At 63.5% G+C, this 16922-nt stretch carries 17 protein-coding genes; 9 read left to right on the top strand and 8 right to left on the bottom strand.

The features are described from left to right. Positions 1–2: 2 nt before the first annotated feature. The 4 genes from BVH06_RS08480 to BVH06_RS08495 all read right to left on the bottom strand — a co-directional run bounded on the left by BVH06_RS08480 (position 3) and on the right by BVH06_RS08495 (position 3693). A complete protein-coding gene (locus tag BVH06_RS08480; RefSeq protein ID WP_075930720.1) occupies positions 3–890 on the bottom strand; it encodes a chemotaxis protein CheV in 888 nt (295 codons plus the stop codon). Positions 891–969: 79 nt separating this feature from the next. After that, on the bottom strand, positions 970–1206 hold the full coding sequence (locus BVH06_RS08485; RefSeq protein WP_075933775.1) for a glutaredoxin family protein: 237 nt from the start codon (positions 1204–1206) through the stop codon (positions 970–972). Between the two features lie 57 nt (positions 1207–1263). After that, positions 1264–2388, bottom strand: coding sequence for a DUF5610 domain-containing protein (locus BVH06_RS08490; RefSeq protein ID WP_075933776.1), 1125 nt, complete (start codon positions 2386–2388; stop codon positions 1264–1266). A gap of 96 nt (positions 2389–2484) precedes the next feature. Continuing rightward, on the bottom strand, positions 2485–3693 hold the full coding sequence (locus BVH06_RS08495) for an ammonium transporter (protein WP_075933777.1): 1209 nt from the start codon (positions 3691–3693) through the stop codon (positions 2485–2487). Between the two features lie 368 nt (positions 3694–4061). Here BVH06_RS08495 and BVH06_RS08500 point away from each other — a divergent pair, with 368 nt between their 5' ends. From BVH06_RS08500 to BVH06_RS08525, 6 genes are all read left to right on the top strand, one after another. Continuing rightward, positions 4062–4391: a YqjD family protein gene (locus BVH06_RS08500; RefSeq protein WP_075930724.1), complete on the top strand. Its 330-nt coding sequence runs from the start codon at positions 4062–4064 to the stop codon at positions 4389–4391. 12 nt (positions 4392–4403) lie between these two features. Further along, entirely contained in the window at positions 4404–4790 is a 387-nt protein-coding gene (locus BVH06_RS08505) for a phage holin family protein (protein ID WP_075930725.1), read from the top strand. Next, a complete protein-coding gene (locus BVH06_RS08510) occupies positions 4787–5116 on the top strand; it encodes a hypothetical protein (RefSeq protein ID WP_075930726.1) in 330 nt (109 codons plus the stop codon). The genes BVH06_RS08505 and BVH06_RS08510 overlap by 4 nt, the downstream gene beginning before the upstream one ends. Before the next feature lie 86 nt (positions 5117–5202). Next, a complete protein-coding gene (locus tag BVH06_RS08515) occupies positions 5203–6357 on the top strand; it encodes an EAL domain-containing protein (protein ID WP_075933778.1) in 1155 nt (384 codons plus the stop codon). A gap of 259 nt (positions 6358–6616) precedes the next feature. Beyond that, the gene (locus tag BVH06_RS08520) at positions 6617–7948 is read left to right on the top strand and encodes a deoxyguanosinetriphosphate triphosphohydrolase (protein ID WP_075930728.1); all 1332 of its coding nucleotides are present in this window, start codon (positions 6617–6619) and stop codon (positions 7946–7948) included. Between the two features lie 2 nt (positions 7949–7950). Beyond that, positions 7951–9063 (top strand): FUSC family protein, encoded by a 1113-nt coding sequence (locus BVH06_RS08525; protein ID WP_075930729.1) that lies wholly within the window; start codon positions 7951–7953, stop codon positions 9061–9063. 52 nt (positions 9064–9115) lie between these two features. Here BVH06_RS08525 and BVH06_RS08530 read toward each other — a convergent pair whose 3' ends face one another. Beyond that, positions 9116–9460, bottom strand: a complete 345-nt coding sequence (locus tag BVH06_RS08530) for a YggL family protein (RefSeq protein WP_013790960.1) — start codon at positions 9458–9460, stop codon at positions 9116–9118. A gap of 219 nt (positions 9461–9679) precedes the next feature. Between BVH06_RS08530 and dacB the strand changes: the two genes are divergently transcribed. Next, the gene (gene dacB, locus BVH06_RS08535; RefSeq protein ID WP_075933779.1) at positions 9680–11158 is read left to right on the top strand and encodes a D-alanyl-D-alanine carboxypeptidase/D-alanyl-D-alanine-endopeptidase; all 1479 of its coding nucleotides are present in this window, start codon (positions 9680–9682) and stop codon (positions 11156–11158) included. 90 nt (positions 11159–11248) lie between these two features. Here dacB and rlmKL read toward each other — a convergent pair whose 3' ends face one another. Beyond that, positions 11249–13495, bottom strand: coding sequence for a bifunctional 23S rRNA (guanine(2069)-N(7))-methyltransferase RlmK/23S rRNA (guanine(2445)-N(2))-methyltransferase RlmL (gene rlmKL / locus BVH06_RS08540; RefSeq protein WP_075933780.1), 2247 nt, complete (start codon positions 13493–13495; stop codon positions 11249–11251). A 425-nt stretch (positions 13496–13920) separates the two neighbouring features. Between rlmKL and rmf the strand changes: the two genes are divergently transcribed. Then, positions 13921–14136, top strand: a complete 216-nt coding sequence (gene rmf / locus BVH06_RS08545) for a ribosome modulation factor (protein ID WP_073268316.1) — start codon at positions 13921–13923, stop codon at positions 14134–14136. A 96-nt stretch (positions 14137–14232) separates the two neighbouring features. Here rmf and BVH06_RS08550 read toward each other — a convergent pair whose 3' ends face one another. Beyond that, positions 14233–15255 (bottom strand): quinone-dependent dihydroorotate dehydrogenase, encoded by a 1023-nt coding sequence (locus BVH06_RS08550; RefSeq protein ID WP_075930732.1) that lies wholly within the window; start codon positions 15253–15255, stop codon positions 14233–14235. A 377-nt stretch (positions 15256–15632) separates the two neighbouring features. Further along, positions 15633–15854 (bottom strand): DUF2835 domain-containing protein, encoded by a 222-nt coding sequence (locus BVH06_RS08555; protein ID WP_075930733.1) that lies wholly within the window; start codon positions 15852–15854, stop codon positions 15633–15635. A 166-nt stretch (positions 15855–16020) separates the two neighbouring features. Between BVH06_RS08555 and BVH06_RS08560 the strand changes: the two genes are divergently transcribed. Continuing rightward, positions 16021–16884 (top strand): DUF6685 family protein, encoded by an 864-nt coding sequence (locus BVH06_RS08560; RefSeq protein WP_075933781.1) that lies wholly within the window; start codon positions 16021–16023, stop codon positions 16882–16884. Positions 16885–16922: the final 38 nt, after the last annotated feature.

Below are 16922 nucleotides of genomic sequence, written 5' to 3' on the forward strand. Positions count from 1 at the left end.
CCTCAGCCCTGCAGACGCTGAAAGGCGCGCAGCAGTGCTTGACTGAGATCCACGCTGGAGAATTTGGTGAGCACGTCGTTGGCACCTACCGAGCGGGCCTTCTCGGTGTTCATGGTGCTATCCAGTGAGGTGTGCAGCAACACGTAGGTGTCGGCCAGTTGGCTGTCTTTACGGATTTGCTGAACCAGGGCATAGCCGTCCATTTCCGGCATCTCGATATCCGAGACCAGTACCTCGACGGGTCGCCCCTCCTCGCGCGCGCGCTTGAGCACTTCGAGGGCGCTGGCCGCGCTGCGCACGGCCTCGCAATCGAGGTCCAGCTTGCGCAAGGTCATCAGCGTCTGCTGAATCGCCACCTGGGAGTCGTCGACCACCAGCACACGTCGCCCTTGCAACAGCTGGCGCTCGACCGGGGTGAGCAACTCCACGTTGACGTCTTCCAGCGGTGCCGGGGCGATTTCATGCAGCACCTTCTCGATATCGAGAATCTGCACGATGACCCCATCGATCTGAGTCACGCCAGTGATGAACGCGCGCGTGCCGGCCCCCGAAGGTGGCGGACGCACGTCGCGGGTCGGGCACTGCACGATACGCTCGACGCTGTGCACGTGCAGGCCCTGCCGCGAGCGGCTCAGCTCGGTGACGATCAGGCAGCCTTCGCCGGTATCGCTGCCGCCGCGCTCGCCGATCGCCCGGGCCAGATCGATCACTGTGAGCGCCGAGCCACGCAGGGTCGCGACGCCACGTACATGGGGATGTCGGCTGGGCATCTTGGTCAGGGCGGGGCAGGGAATGATCTCGTTGACCTTGAGCAGGTTGATGCCCAGCAGGCGGCCGTTATGCAACCGAAACAGCAGCAGCGACAGCGCGTCGCCGAGCACCATGTTCATACCCGTATATCCCCATCCATCAAAAACGAAAAAGTGGCCCGGCGGCATGGCGCCCGGCTCGTTGCTCTAAGGCAGTCGGTCAGCCTAGAAAGGCGGCGACCTGTGGCGCATCGAATGGCCAGTGCAGCTCGGCGCCGGTGTCCACACGCCGCAACACCGGAATCACCAGGGCATAGCGCTCCAGCAACCCCGGCCCATCGGCGATATCCACCAGCTCGACCAGCAGGCCGTTTTCCACGAATGGCATCAGCACGGCTTCCGCGTAGTCACACAGGTGACAGCCGAGCGTGCCGAGCAACTGGCATTCAGGGAGCATGGTCGAGGCAGCCTGCAAGGTGATGGAACCTTGAGTTTATCACCTCGAACGACTTGCTCAGGCCTTCTCGCTGCCCTCGCCTTGCGGCGGCGCCAGTGTCGAACCCAGCAGGCCCTGCAAGCCATCGAGCAAGCGCCCGTTGACCTGCTCGGCCTTGTCCAGGCGACCGGAATCGAAGCGGTCGTCCAGCGAGAACCCGCCCTTGAGCAGATCCTGCAGCAAGCTCTTGCCATCACTGACCCAGGCATCGGCATTACGCAGGGCATCGAGCAGACCCTGGGCGTAATCGGTCAGCGCACCATTGACGGCACTGGCCGGCTGCCCGCCCTGGCTGGACACCGAACCATAGGTGTCGGTGGCCTGGCGCACGCTGGTCTGGGTCAGGCGCAGGGACATGGAGGCCAACTGCGAGCTGTCCATGTCCAGAGCCATGGCGCGGTCGAAGGCGCCAGCCATATCGCCTGAATAGAAGGAGTTGGACAGGTCCTGCACCTGAGAGAACAATTTCTCCAGTGCGGCCTTTTCCTGATCGTCCAGCTCGCCCTCTACTTCGACCTGCCAACCGCCGATCTGCAAGCTGCCGGACTGACTGTTCGCACCCGCGGTACGCGACCAGGCTGCCGAAGCCTGGGCCACCGAAACGCGCAGACGGTCGCCGTCACGGGTGGTGATGTTGAGCTCGAAACTTTCCGCCACCGCGGCGAAGCGATCGCTGGATGTGGGCGCCACGCCGTTGCCTTCACTCGCGCTCGGTACGGAGCCGTAAAGCTTGTCGAGCCCGGCGAAACCTTGCTGGATACGTTTGAAGGTGTCGTCGATATCGCTGGCGATCTTGTCCTTGAGCACACCCATGCCGTCGAGGATCTTGCGCGCCTCGTCGAAGCCTTTCTGCACACCGGAGCGGGCCTGATCGAGCAGTTGTTGCAGCTTCTCGGGGCTGGCGCCGGATGCCGCCTCGCTCTTGAGCCGTTGTTCGACGAAGCCCATGACGCGATCGGCGACCTTCTCCGGCGAGAAGTCGTCCTGCTTGGCCGTCAGCGAGCCGGGCGGCAGGCCGAGGCGTTCGGCCAGACGGTTGGACAGCGCCGCCTGGGCGTCGGCCGCATTGCGAATGGTGGGCTGACCGCCGAGTTGTGGCGAGCGGCCTGTCGTGTTGGTCGACAGCGGGATTGTGATAGCCATGGCAAGTCACCGAAACGGAGCATGTCCAAGGTTGACGGCAGCCCTCGGCGAAAGTTTAGGGTTGGCTTTCAAACAATCGACCCAACGGTAACAGGCTCAATCCTGGCTCACCGAACCAATCTTGTGAATCGACAGATCGGCGCCGTAATACTCCTGCTCCTGGCTCAGGCGAATGCCCACTACCTGTTTAAGTAGTCCGTACACTGCAAAGCCGCCAAGCAGCGCCACCGCGACGCCAGCCAGGCTGCCCACCAATTGGCTGGCGATGCTCACGCCGCCGAGACCGCCCCACAGCGGCTGGCCGAAGATGCCGCAGGCGATACCGCCCCAGACGCCACACAGTCCGTGCAGCGGCCAGACGCCGAGTACGTCATCTATCTTCCATTTCACCTGTGTCGCGGTGAAGGCCCAGACGAACAGCGCACCGGCGATGGCGCCGGTGACCAGGGCGCCCACCGGATGCATCAGGTCGGAGCCGGCGCAGATGGCGACCAGCCCGGCCAGCGGGCCGTTGTGCAGAAAGCCCGGGTCATTGCGGCCGACGATCAGCGCGGCCAGGGTGCCGCCCACCATCGCCATCAAGGTGTTGACGGCCACCAGCCCGCTAATGCTGCCCAGGGTCTGCGCGCTCATCACGTTAAAGCCGAACCAGCCGATAATCAGTACCCAGGAGCCCAGTGCCAGGAAGGGAATGCTCGACGGCGCCATGGCCACCAGGCGGCCGTCGCGGTAGCGGCCATGGCGGCGCCCCAGCAGCACCACCGCGGCAAACGCCAGCCAGCCGCCGACGCCATGAACGACCACCGAGCCGGCGAAGTCGTGGAACGGCGCACCGAAGGTCGTCTGCAGCCAGGCCTGGAAACCAAAGTTGCCGTTCCAGATCATGCCTTCGAAGAACGGGTAGACGAACGCGACGATCAGGGCGGTGGCGCATAGCTGCGGGCCGAAACGCGCACGCTCGGCGATGCCCCCGGAAATGATCGCAGGGATCGCTGCGGCAAAGGTCAGCAGAAAAAAGAATTTCACCAGCGCGTAGCCATTGCCCTCGACCAGTACGCTGGCCGGGTGCAGGAAGCTGACCCCATAGGCGATCCAGTAGCCGACGAAGAAGTAGGCGACGGCCGAGATCGCGAAATCCGAAAGGATTTTGGATAGCGCATTGACCTGGTTCTTCTGTCGCACGGTGCCGACTTCCAGAAAGGCGAAGCCGGCATGCATGGCCAGGACCATGATGGCGCCGATCAGGATGAATAAGGTGTTCGAGCCATGAATCAGGGTTTGCACAGCACTGTCGAGGTTTTCCATCGAAGCACAGACTCCGCAGCGAAAAGCACCAAAAAGGAACACCGACCCAGCAAGAAGCACCATTTATAAGCACGCCATCTCACTTCCTTGCGCACCTATTGGGAGCGCATCGGCATCACGGCGCTCCGTCGCCCTGCCTTTTCAAAACTTATTCTTGGTTTATCAATTAGTTAATAAGGCACCAGACAGATGCCAGGAAGAATGCCGAGCACCATAACCATGCATGTCGGCCTGCTTCGCCGTTCGCCAATGCAATGCCTGTGCCCCTCTGCGCGGTCCCGCATCCGTCCCCGGCAGATAGAGTGAACCTGCCAGGGGTGCGCCACTCGAACCCCTTACACCGCCTCATACCTACAGGAGATTGATCAATGGCCCGCCCACTCCCCTCGCGCCCCGTAGCTCCAGCCAACAAGGAAGAGCTGCTCGAAGAGTTCCAGGCACTGGTACGTGACACCGAAACCCTGCTTCAGCATTCGGCCAGCCTGGTCGGCGACCAGGCCGAAGAGCTGCGCGCGCAGATTCGCGACAGCCTTGGCCGTGCGCGCACCACGCTGAAGAACACTGAAGAAACCGTTGTTCAGCGCGGCCGTGCGGCCGTGGGTGCTACCGAAGACTACGTGCAGACCCATCCGTGGCAGACCATCGGTATTGCCGCTGGCATTGGTATACTGATCGGCATGCTCATTAGCCGACGTTGATCAGGACAGCACATGGATGACAGTCAGACAGCAGCACCTCCCAGCCGCGGCCCCTCGCCACGGCGCCTGGCCGGTGCGCTGCTCGGGCTGGTCCACGGCCATGTCGCGCTGTTCAGCGAGGAGTTCCGGGAACAGCAGGCGCGCACCGTCACCCTGCTGATCCTGACCGGCCTCTGCGTCCTGTTCGGCCTGCTGCTGATCATCGGCCTGTCGGCTGCCTTGCTGATCGGCTTCTGGGACACTCACCGAATTCTGGTCATCACCCTGCTCTGCCTGTTCTATGCAGCCGGCCTGCTGGTTTGCGGCTGGAGCCTGGTGCAGCGCATGCGTAATGCCCCGGCGCCGTTCAGCGCCAGCCTCGAAGAATTGGCCCGCGACCGCGAGCAACTGCTGCCATGAGCGACAAAAATACCCAGGAACTGCGCAAGACCATGTTGCGGCTGCGCCTGGAGATGCACCGCCAGGAAATTCGCTATGAAACCCAGGTCATGCTGGAGCCACTGCGCAAGGCCAAGGATTTGGGCACTCACTGGCGCCAGGAGCTCAAGGGTAGCCACGCACCAATCTGGATCACCGGCGGCGTATTCGCCCTGACCGTCCTGGGCATGCGCGGCGGCCAATGGCGCCGCTGGCTGCGCGTGGCGCTCGCCGCGTTCCCTGACCTGCGCAAACGCTCGCCTGGCCACGAAAGCGAAAAGCCAGCAGAAAAATCCGATCAGGCCTGAAACTGGCCATCTTCTTGCTAGGAAAGAGCACGAAAAAGCCTGGGTAACGCCTGGCTAACCTGCCCTTCTCACTAAGGATGTGCCCGGTGCTCGACGGTCAACCTACCGCCGTCTTCCAACCTTTCATCGATACCGCTACCGGACAGATCGCCGGCATCGAGGCCCTGGCTCGACTGCGCGACTCCGCTGGCCATCTGCATTCTGCTGGACCGCTGTTCGCCGATCCGAAAACGCCCGCCGCGGCCTTGCGCAGGCTGGACCGAGCAATTCGTGAGCAGGCGTTCATGCGCTTTCATGACGCGCCGCCCGACTGGTTCCTGAGCGTGAACATCTCGCCACGCTGGATTGGTCGTCTGCGCCCACAGCAGGCGCTGCCGAGCCTCAAGCAGCTGGCAAGCAGTGGCGTCGATCCCACTCGCGTGGTGTTCGAGATCACCGAACTGGGCGGCGCCAGCCAGCGCCTGGCAGCAGTGGCCGCGCGCTACCGCGAGGCCGGCGTGCGTATCGCCATCGACGATTTCGGTGCCGGCTACTCGCAACTCGACCGTGTGCTGGCACTGCGCCCCGACATCCTCAAACTGGACATGCGCCTGTTCCAGGAAGCGGCCCGGGGCGGGCCCAGCGGCGAAGTGGTCAAGGCGTTGGCGATGATGGCGGAAAAGACCGGCTGCTGGATCATCGCCGAAGGCGTGGAAACCGAAGCCGAACTGCATTTCGCCCTGGAGTGTGGCGCCCGCTACGTGCAGGGCTATCTGTTCGCCAGGCCGGAGCTGGGTTTTTTCGACAGTGGCGCATTCGTCGATTGCTTCGCCCGCCTGCGTGACGCCTATGTGCAAAAGAAACTCGCCGACCGCATGCAACTGATGACCCTGCGCCGCCAGCTCGCCGAGCTGTTCATCCAGCTCAAGCACAGCCCCGAGGGGCTCGCACCGATGGTGAACCCAGGCGCCTACCCCTGGCTGATTCGCCTGTACCAGTGCGACCGCCATGGCACGCAGATCACCCCCAACCTGGAATGGCGCGACGGCGCCTGGCAGGCCGACGATCGTTACCTGGGCCACAACTGGTCATGGCGCCCCTACTTCTATCAACTGCTTGCCGAAGGCTGGGAAGAGCGCCGCTTGATCCTCTCCAACACCTACCGCGACGCCACCACCAACCAGTACTGCCTGACTGCCGGGCAATTCATCGATAACGGCAGCCGCCTGCTGCTGGTCGATATCGACGCCAGTGGACTTTAGGATCGATACGAAAAGTCTCCGAGCGACGGTCAGGCAAGGCAAAAATCTGTGAGGACGCGCAGTTTACGTATTGTAAATGAGCGCTCCGAACGGGTTTTTAGCGAAGCATCACCGAGCGCAGGTACTTTTCGGACAGAGCCTTGTGGATACGGCCTTGCAGTTGCGGGAACGAACAGAGAAGCTAACGGACATTCGCGCATGCGCCGCCTTTCGAGGGCCGTACGCGCCCGACTCGTCGTATCCGGTAAAGGAAGTACGCTTGGACTGGCAAACCCTGCTCACCCGTGAACGTCTTGGCAAACCGGCGCCCAGCGCCGATGAACTGGGCCGCAGCCCCTTCCACAAGGATCACGACCGCATCATCTTCTCCGGCGCCTTTCGCCGGCTGGGCCGCAAGACCCAGGTGCATCCGGTGTCCAGCAACGACCACATCCATACCCGCCTGACCCATTCGCTGGAGGTCAGCTGCGTGGGTCGCTCCCTGGGCATGCGTGTCGGCGAGATGCTGCGCGGCGAACTGCCGGCCTGGTGCGAGCCCAGCGATCTGGGCATGGTGGTGCAGTCCTCCTGCCTGGCCCACGACATCGGCAACCCGCCGTTCGGCCACTCCGGCGAGGACGCCATCCGCCACTGGTTCCAGCAGGCCGCCGGGCGCGGCTGGCTGGATGCCATGAGCGATGCCGAGCGCGGCGACTTTCTCAGCTTCGAAGGCAATGCCCAGGGTTTTCGCGTACTCACCCAGCTGGAGTATCACCAGTTCGATGGCGGCACACGGCTGACCTACGCGACCCTTGGCGCCTACCTCAAATACCCCTGGACGTCACGGCACGCCGAGGCCCTGGGCTACAAGAAGCACAAGTTCGGCTGCTACCAGAGCGAGTTGCCGCTGCTCGAGCAGATCGCCGGCAAACTCGGCTTGCCGCAGCTCGAAGAACAACGCTGGGCACGTCACCCGCTGGTCTACCTGATGGAGGCCGCGGACGACATCTGCTACGGCCTGATCGACCTGGAAGACGGACTGGAAATGGAACTGCTCGACTACGCCGAGGTGGAATCACTGCTCCTCGACCTGGTCGGCGATGACCTGCCGGAAACCTACCGCCAGCTCGGCCCGCAGGATTCGCGGCGGCGCAAGTTGGCGATCCTGCGCGGCAAGGCCATCGAGCACCTGACCAACTCGGCCGCCCAGGCCTTCGTCGAGCAGCAGCCCAGCCTGCTGGCCGGCCGCCTGGAGGGCGATCTGGTCGAGCACATGCACGGCCCGGCCAAGCATTGCGTGCAGGCGGCGAAGGCCATGGCCCGCGAAAAGATCTTTCAGGACAAACGCAAGACGCTGCACGAGATCGGCGCCTACACCACGCTGGAAATTCTCCTCAATGCCTTCTGCGGCGCGGCGCTGGAGCAACACGGCGGGCGCACGCCGTCGTTCAAGAACCGGCGAATTCTTGACCTGCTGGGCCATAACGCACCCGATCCGCACTGGCCGCTGTACCGCTCGTTCCTGCGCATGATCGATTTCATCGCCGGCATGACCGACAGCTACGCCACCGAGATGGCGCGGGAAATGACCGGTCGCTCGAGCCCGGTCTGAATATGCGCCAGGTGCTCAGGCAGTTGTTCAGTTGGCACGCCGGGCCACCCGCCTGGGGACCTGCGGTGGTCGCTGGCCTGGGCTGTGCGCTGCCGCTGCTGCTTGGCCTGTTCAGCGCCCATCCGGGCTTTCTGTGGGCGTCGGTCGGCGCCTTCCAGGCGGCCCAGGCCAACCCGCTGCACCGCTTCGGCATGCTACGCATGCTGCTGCTCACCGGCCTGGGCGCCTGCAGCGCCGGCCTGGGCTTCTGGTCGGCGACCCACCCGCTGATCAGCCTGTCGCTGTTCGCCGCCTTCGGCCTGTTACTGGCCTGGCTGCAGCGCTATGGCACCGAGGCCGGCAAGCTGGGCATCGGCCTGACCGTCTGCCTGTGCCTGGGGCAAGGCCAGTACGGCAGCAGCATGCTCAACAACCCCAACGCCATCGCCATGCTGTTCATGCTCGGTGGGCTGTGGGTGATGCTACTGGCCTTCGGTTTGCGCGGCCTGCATGGCCTGCGCATGTGGCCGCACATGCCACGCCTGATCAGCCTGCTCAAGGTGTTGCGTCGTCATGCGCAGCGACAGTCTCGCCAACAATGGGGCCTTTACGCCCTGGGCTGTACGGTGGCGGTTTCTATGGCCGGCTTGATCGTCAATCTGGCCCACCTGCAGCGCGGTTACTGGCTGACCCTGGCGGTGGTCACCACCCTGCAACTGGAGTTCAGGGGCAGCCTGGTGCGCGCGTTGCAGGCGAGCATGGCCAGCCTGACTGCTGCTGGCCTGCTGATCCTGTTCGGCCATAGCCTGCAAAGCCCACCGCTGATGGTCGCCATCATGCTGCCGCTGATCATGTTCAGCCGCGCCCTGCAGGCCAACCACTACGGTCTGTTCGTGCTGCAGACGACGGTCTGCTTCGTGCTGCTCGCCGAAAGCCTGGCCAAGGACTGGCACCTGCCGCAGGTGCGCCTGTTCAACGTCACCCTGGGTATCGTGCTGACCCTGTTCATCGCCCTGCTGATGCACGGCTTGCGCCAATGGCTGGATAACCGCAACGCCGCCAGGCTAAGCACCGCGGCAGCAGACGAGCGAGCGCCGGCGCAGCAACTGGAAACAAAGGCAATGAACGACGAGTGACCCAGGGCGGGCACAAAAGAAAAGGGCCTCGAACGAGGCCCTTTGTCGTGAATCAGGAAGCGGAGTTGATCTCTTTTTCCGGGTACCACACGTCCAGCAGTGGGCTGACGCTGAAATCGACCAGCTCGGAGCGGCCCTTCAGCCAGGCTTCCACAGCGGCGCGCTGCTCTTCGCTGACCGAACCACGCTTGGCCAGGCACACCAGGCCGTAGTCGTCGCCGCCAACATAGCCCAGGCCATTGGCGTTCATCGCGTCGCTCAGGAAGGCATCGAGGAAGGCGTCGACCGCTTCATCGCTCAGGTCTTCCTTGAAATTCAGGTTCAGTTCGAAACCCAGCTCCTGAAACTCGTCCACACAGAGTTTCTTGCGCAGACGACGGGAACGATTGGTAGCCATGGGTATAAATCCTTGCAGAGTGATAACGCGCGGCACTCTACCAGTTTAGCGGCGGCGATGCCTGCCAGCCGACGAAAAATCCACCGGGATCACCGTCTCGATCGTCCACACCGACAGCCAATCGATGGCCGACCATAAAATCCCGCAATCACGGCCCTTGGTGGCCTGGTGATGGGGCATAATGCGCGGCATTGTCCCAAACCGCTGTGGGAGCTCGTAATGCGATTTTCCGTTGTACCCGCCGTTCGGAGGCTGCGCATCCTCCGCCCTCTGGCCTTCGCCTGCCTCGTTCTGCCCACCGCCCTGCCTGCTCATGCAGCCACCAGCGCCACGCTTCCGGAAAGCGTCGCCAAGAGCCTGAAGACCAACAAGATCGGTCAACAGTCGCTTTCCGTGGTGACCCTGCCGCTCAACGGGCCGGGCAATGGCACCATCTTCAATGCCGACGTGTCGGTGAACCCGGCCTCGACCATGAAACTGGTCACCACGTTCGCCGCCCTCGAGCTGCTCGGCCCGACCTTCCAGTGGAAGACCGAGTTCTACACCGATGGCCAGCTCAAGGATGGGGTGCTCAACGGCAACCTGTACCTCAAGGGCGGAGGCGATCCCAAGCTGAACATGGAAAAGCTCTGGCTGATGCTGCGCGACCTGCGCGCCAATGGCGTACGCCAGGTGACCGGCGATCTGGTGCTCGACCGCACCCACTTCGTGCAACCGGATTTGCCCGCCTTCAATGACGATGGCGGCGATGCCAACAAGCCCTATCTGGTCACCCCCGATTCGTTGCTGGTCAACCTCAAGGCGCTGCGCTTCATCGCCCGCGCCGAGAACGGCACGGTCACCGTGGCTGCCGAGCCACCCCTGGTCGGGCTGAAGCTGGACAATCAGGTCAAGGTGCTCAAGGCCGGCAAATGCCCAGCCTGGCCAGACGTGCGCTACAACCCGGTGAAGGAATTCGATGGCACCCGCGTGATCGTCACCGGCCAGCTGACCGATGGCTGCAGCGCCCAGACATACTTGTCGCTGCTCGATCACCCGTCCTACGCCGCTGGCGCGGTGCGGGCGATCTTCGGTGAGCTGGGCGGCAGCATCATGGGCAAGGATCGCCAGGCCGAAGTGCCGAAGAGCGCCACCCTGCTGGCCCGCGCCTTCTCACCAGACCTGGTGGAGATCATTCGCGACATCAACAAGTACAGCAACAACACCATGGCCCGCCAGCTGTTCCTCAGCATCGGCGCGCAGAACCGCAACGAGGCAGATGTCGATGACGCCCACGCCGCGCAACGGGTGATCCGTGCCTGGCTGGCGCGCAAGGGCATCACCGCGCCGCAACTGGTCATGGAGAACGGTTCCGGGCTGTCCCGTGCCGAACGCATCAGCGCCCGGGAAATGGGGCGGATTCTGGAGGCGGCCTGGAAGAGCCCTTATGCGGCCGAGTTCATCAGTTCGATGCCGATCGTCGCGCTGGACGGCACCATGCGCAAACGCCTGCGCAACACGCCGATGGCCGGCCAGGCGCACATCAAGACCGGCACTCTGAACAACGTGCGCGCCATCGCCGGCTTCAGCCGCGACAACAATGGCAACAGCTGGGCAGTGGTGGCCATCCTCAACGACCCCAAACCCTGGGGCGCCTCGGTGATTATCGACCAGGTACTGCTGGACCTCTACAAGCAGCCGAAAAGCGCTGCCCGATAAGCACTGAAGTCGCTCGGGGCGAGCGCGGCGACACCCGGGAAGCCATCCTGGGTATCGCTACGCTTTACCCAGGCCAGGGCTGTAACAGACTTACTTGGCCATCACCTTCCAGGCACGGTGGATCTTGGCGTTGCGAGCGAAGTCCGGGTCGATGGTCTCGGCGCTGATTTCCTCGACCCGATAACGGGCCGGCAACTGCTCGTCGAGCAGGAACTTGCGGAAGTTGTTGGAGAAGTACAGCACGCCACCCGGCGCCAGGCGCGCCATGGCCATGTCCAGCAACTGGACGTGGTCGCGCTGCACGTCGAATACCCCTTCCATGCGCTTGGAGTTGGAGAAGGTCGGCGGATCGATGAAGATCAGGTCGTACTCACCACGATCATCGCCCAGCCAACTCATCACATCACCCTGCTCCAGACGGTTCTTGTCCGAGAAGCCGTTGAGCGACAGGTTGCGCCGTGCCCAGTCCAGATAAGTCTTCGACAGGTCGACGCTGGTGGTGCTGCGCGCGCCACCCTTGGCCGCGTGCACACTGGCCGTGGCGGTGTAGCAGAACAGATTGAGGAAGCGCTTGCCTGCCGCCTCTTTCTGAATGCGCAGGCGCAGCGGGCGGTGGTCGAGGAACAGGCCGGTATCCAGATAGTCGGTGAGGTTGACCAGCAGCTTGATGCCGCCCTCCTTCACCTCCATGAACTGACCCTGGGCCGCCTGGCGCTCGTACTGCTTGATACCGCTCTGGCGTTCACGACGCTTGATCACCACCTTGCTCTTGTCGATCCCAAGGGCCTGGGGAATCGCCGCCAGGGCGTCGAACAGGCGCGCCTGGGCTTTCTCCGGGTCGATGGAGCGCGGTGCGGCATATTCCTGTACATGTACCCAATCGTGGTACAGGTCGACGGCCAGGGCGTACTCGGGCATGTCGGCATCGTACAGTCGGTAGCAGTCGACGCCTTCGCGACGCGCCCACTTGCCGAGCTGCTTGAGGTTCTTCTGCAGGCGATTGGCGAACATCTGCCCGCCCTCGCTCAGGCGCGCCTGCTCGACCGGCGCTGGCGCGGGCTTGATCGGGTTGCCGTTGCGGTTGAGCTTCGGCGCCTCGGCCTGCAAGGCACTCTGCTCACGCTCACGTTCCCGCTGCTCCGGCGTGCGGCGCTCGCCGGTGACGAACTGCTCGGGCTGCACCTTGATCAGCAACAGTTTGCACGGCAGCGCGCCGTTCCAGAACGAGTACTGCTTGTGGCTGCGGATACCCATGCGTTTGCCCAGGTCAGGCGCGCCGGTGAACACCGCCGCCTCCCAGCCCATGCACGCCTGGCGCAGGCGCTCGCCGAGGTTCTGGTAGAGATACAGCAGGCTCGCTTCGTCGCCCAGGCGCTCGCCATAGGGCGGGTTGCTGATCACCAGACCTTTCTGGTTCTGATCCGGCCGCGGCTCGAAGGTCGCCACTTCGCCCTGATAGACCTTGATCCAGTCGCTGAGCCCGGCACGATCGATGTTGTTGCGCGCTGGCTGAATAAGCCGCGGGTCGGCCTCGTAACCGCGAATCCACAGCGGCGGCTTGGCCAATCCCGCTGCGGCACGTTCCTCGGCCTCGGCACGCAGGCGATTCCAGGTGGCCGGCACATGACCGAGCCAGTTGCTGAAGCCCCATTGCTCGCGTGTCAGGTTCGGGGCGATATCGGCGGCGATCATCGCCGCCTCGACCAGAAAGGTGCCCACTCCGCACATCGGGTCCGCCAGAGCACCGCCCTCGGCGGCGATGCGCGGCCAGCCGGCGCGGATCAGCACGGCAGCCGCCAGGTTCTCCTTCAGCGGAGCAGCACCTTGCTGCAGGCGATAGCCGCGCTGGTGCAGGCTATGGCCGGAGAGATCCAGCGACAGGATCGCTTCGCCGCGATCCAGGCGCAGGTGCACACGCAGGTCCGGGTTGAGCTTGTCCACCGAGGGGCGCGTGCCGTCGGCCTGGCGCAGCTTGTCGACGATGGCATCCTTGACCTTCAGGGCGCCAAAGTGGGTGTTGTCGATGCCTGAACCGTGGCCGCTGAACTCCACCGCCAGGGTGCCGCTCGGCTCCAGGTGCTCGAACCAGTCGACGTCGAGCACGCCCTGGTAGAGCGACTCGGCATCGCGCACCGGAAAACGCGCCATCACCAGCAACACCCGGTTGGCCAGGCGCGACCACAGGCACAGCCGGTAGGCGGTTTCCATGCTGGCAACGCCACGAATGGCCGAGGTGTGCTCGCGGGCCTCAATCAGGCCCAGCGCCTTGGCTTCCTCGAGCAGCAGGCCTTCGAGCCCCTTGGGACACGTGAGGAAGAGTTCGTTTTGGTCCGACATCATAGATCCAGTGCCCAAAGGCGGTAATGGGTTGGCCCCGTGGTGGGCGCAACCAAAAATAAGTGACAAGAAGTCGCAATGCGACCCTTCGTCCGAATAAATAACAGGTGCAATCGATAGCCATTCACGATGGCAAAACACCACCAGCTTTAGCGAGAGCCACCAGCGGCGCGGGTTTCAGCGGCTAGCGCGGTCATCGTTCATGAAGCTTATGGCTTGACCCTCAAAAGCGTTACGTCCTTATGACAAATCGATCATTCACACCGCTTCGTGCATTCGATAGAAATCTACCCAGGCCGTCGTCGCAACGACGATGGCACATGGAGGCTCGCGACGCCGGCAGCGGACTCCAACGGCAGACCTTCTGCCTGACCTCCTGGAGGTCAACGGGACATAAAACAGTCAACAAGTGAGGGCAACACCCTATGAGAAGACTTAAGCGTGATCCGTTAGAAAAAGCATTTTTGCGCGGCTATCAGTACGGTATCAGTGGTAAATCCCGCGAGCTGTGTCCTTTCACTCTTCCGTCCGTGCGTCAAGCCTGGCTCAATGGCTGGCGTGAAGGCCGCGGTGACAACTGGGACGGTTTGACCGGCACTGCCGGTATTCATCGACTCAACGAACTTCGCGCAGTCGGCTAACGCCAAGGACCTACCGACTTCACCAAGCACGCTCCATCCGAGCGGCGGGCGCAAGCCCAGGGGCTCCCCAAGGGAGCCCTTTTTATTGCCCGCGATTCAACGCCGCGCTGCCGCGATGGCGTCCACCGCCTCTCGAATCAACGCCGGTCCTTTATAGATGAAGCCCGAATAGATCTGCACTAGGCTCGCGCCTGCGGCGATCTTCTCTGCCGCATGTCGACCCTCGGTGATGCCACCGGCAGCGATGATCGGCAACCGACCGCCCAACTCGCCTGCCAGGACACTGACCGTATGGGTGCTCTTGTCGCGCACCGGCGCGCCGGACAGACCACCAGCCTCGTTGGCGAATTCCAAGTTCTCGACGCCCTCGCGACTCAGCGTGGTGTTGGTGGCGATCACCGCATCCATACCGCTTTCCAGCAGCGCGGCGGCGACCTGCACGGTTTCCTCGTCGCTCATGTCCGGGGCGATCTTGATCGCCAGCGGCACGCGCCGACCGTAGCTCAGGGCCAGTTCGTTCTGGCGCTTGTGCAGGGCATCGAGCAACTGCTTGAGCGAATCGCCGAACTGCAGGCTGCGCAGCCCCGGGGTGTTCGGCGAGCTGACGTTGACGGTGATGTAGCTGGCGTGGGCGTAGACCTTGTCCAGGCAGATCAGGTAATCGTCCACCGCGCGCTCGACCGGCGTATCGAAGTTCTTGCCGATATTGATGCCCAGCACGCCGCGGTACTTGGCCGCCTGCACGCGGGCCAGCAGGTGGTCGACGCCGTGGTTGTTGAACCCCATGCGATTGATGATCGCCTCGGCTTCGGGCAAGCGGAACAAACGCGGCTTGGGGTTGCCTGGTTGCGGCCGAGGGGTGACGGTGCCGATCTCGACGAAGCCGAAACCCAGCTGCGCGAAGCCGTCGATGGCATCGCCGTTCTTGTCCAGGCCCGCCGCCAGACCTACCGGGTTGGCGAACTGAAGGCCCATGACCGTGACCGGCAGGCTGCTCGGTGCCTTGGTCAGGCGGCCCGCCAGCCCCAGACGGCCAGCGGCGCCGATCAGGTCGATGGACAGCTCGTGGGAAGTTTCCGGGGACAGTTTGAACAGCAGCTCGCGGGCCAGGTTATACATGGGCAGGCTTAGCTCGGCAGTGGCGAAATCGAAAGGCGCGAATTATAGCCGGCCAAGCCACCCTGTAGCGAGGATTAGAGCCTGCTCACGATTTAGCGAGCTAGAGCGATACAAGAGCTCGGCGCCCCCGCAAAAACAGGCGAGAAACGCAGCGCAGCGGAGTAACAGCCAACGGCTGGCCCGCAGGGTGAGCGCAGCGAATCAAGCGGACTGGGCTCGCACACGAGTTTACGAGCTGTAAATGAGCATTACTCGCTTCGCTCGCCCTTCGGGCCGCGCTAAAGCGCGTTAGCCGCAAGCGGCTTTCCGACTGGGCCGGCAATCCAGCTTGTTTTCAACGCTGTAGCGCCGACGCGCAGCAGATCGTGAACAGGCTCTTAGGCTAGGCGCCGGAGGCTGAGCAACTCACCGGCATCATTGAACTCCAGTTCGAAGGAACCATGGATACCGGTGTGGGTCAGAAACGTCCGGAAATGATGGGCGGGAATACTGACTCGCCGCCCGTCGCGGCTGAGCGCCTGAATGCGGTTGGCCCGCCCCTGATAGATCGCCTGCACGCGGTCTGCGGGTAATGCGATATCCAGAACCAGGCTTGCCATGGAGGCTCCTTGCAGATGAATGAACGGATTGTGCCACACTCGAACGCACCCCACGCCTCAGGCCAAGGCATTTCAGCCACGGCATGGACATTCTGCAGCGAGGGTCGTGCAACTCCCGGCAGCCTCTGCCACACTCCGCCTGGCACACCGACGTACGCGAGCTGCCATGAGCCTGCCTGAACCGCCCAGCCCCCTTGCCTCACGCCTGGCCGCCCTGGCTCAGCGCGTGGGCCTGCTTGGCCGCGGCTGCAAGCCCATCTTCGAACGCGCCAGCCAGCTTCAGCTGCCTTTCTCTGCCATTCCGACCTTCGGGGACACCATCTGCTGGCTGGGCGGCCCGCCCCTGCAGCGCCTCAAGGACCTGCCCCGTAGCGCGCTGTCCGGCCCGGTGCAGGAAGACAAGGCGGAAGCTCACGCCGCGCTGATCCAACTCATCGAAGTCGAACACCGTGAATTGGAGCAGTTCGATCTGCGCCTGGTCGACAGTCTGGTGCACTGCGACGGAAGCTACAGCAGCCTCGAGGACTACGCGGCCAGCGAAGCCTGTCGACAGATTCGCATCATCAGCTACCGCGACTTCCTCAAGCACCTTGGCAAGGCGTTGCCCGACTATCCGCACCAGAGCCTCGAGCTGTTCCACGCCCAGTGGCGCGGAGAGCGGCTGTTCTGGGCCGGCGACTCCAACCCTGAAGCCTTTGCCAGCGCGGTGGCCTACGCGCGATTGCGTGGTCTGGAAATCACCCTGCCGGCACACATCACCTACTACCGCATCAGCCCCGACGGCCTGCGTGATCTGGAACAGCGCTACCACGCCCTGGCGATGCCCTGCGCAGCCTGGAGCGATGCCGGCTTCATGCAGTTGTTGATGGAGCACGAGGTGCCCTACGCCCGCCTGAGCCTGTTACGCACGCCGGGCTCACCCGAGTTCCTGCTGCTGCCCAAGCATTCGCCGCAGGCCTGTGCGCTGGGAGAAGGGCTGCTCCAGGCCGGCGCACCGGACATGTTGCGCTACGTGCGCGAGCTGAGCTAGCTGACAGGTTTTGTAACCACTTCGCCCGGACGCCTGCA

Origin of the sequence: Pseudomonas sp. PA27(2017) (genome assembly GCF_001945445.1) — a bacterium.
Taxonomy (GTDB): Bacteria; Pseudomonadota; Gammaproteobacteria; order Pseudomonadales; family Pseudomonadaceae; genus Aquipseudomonas.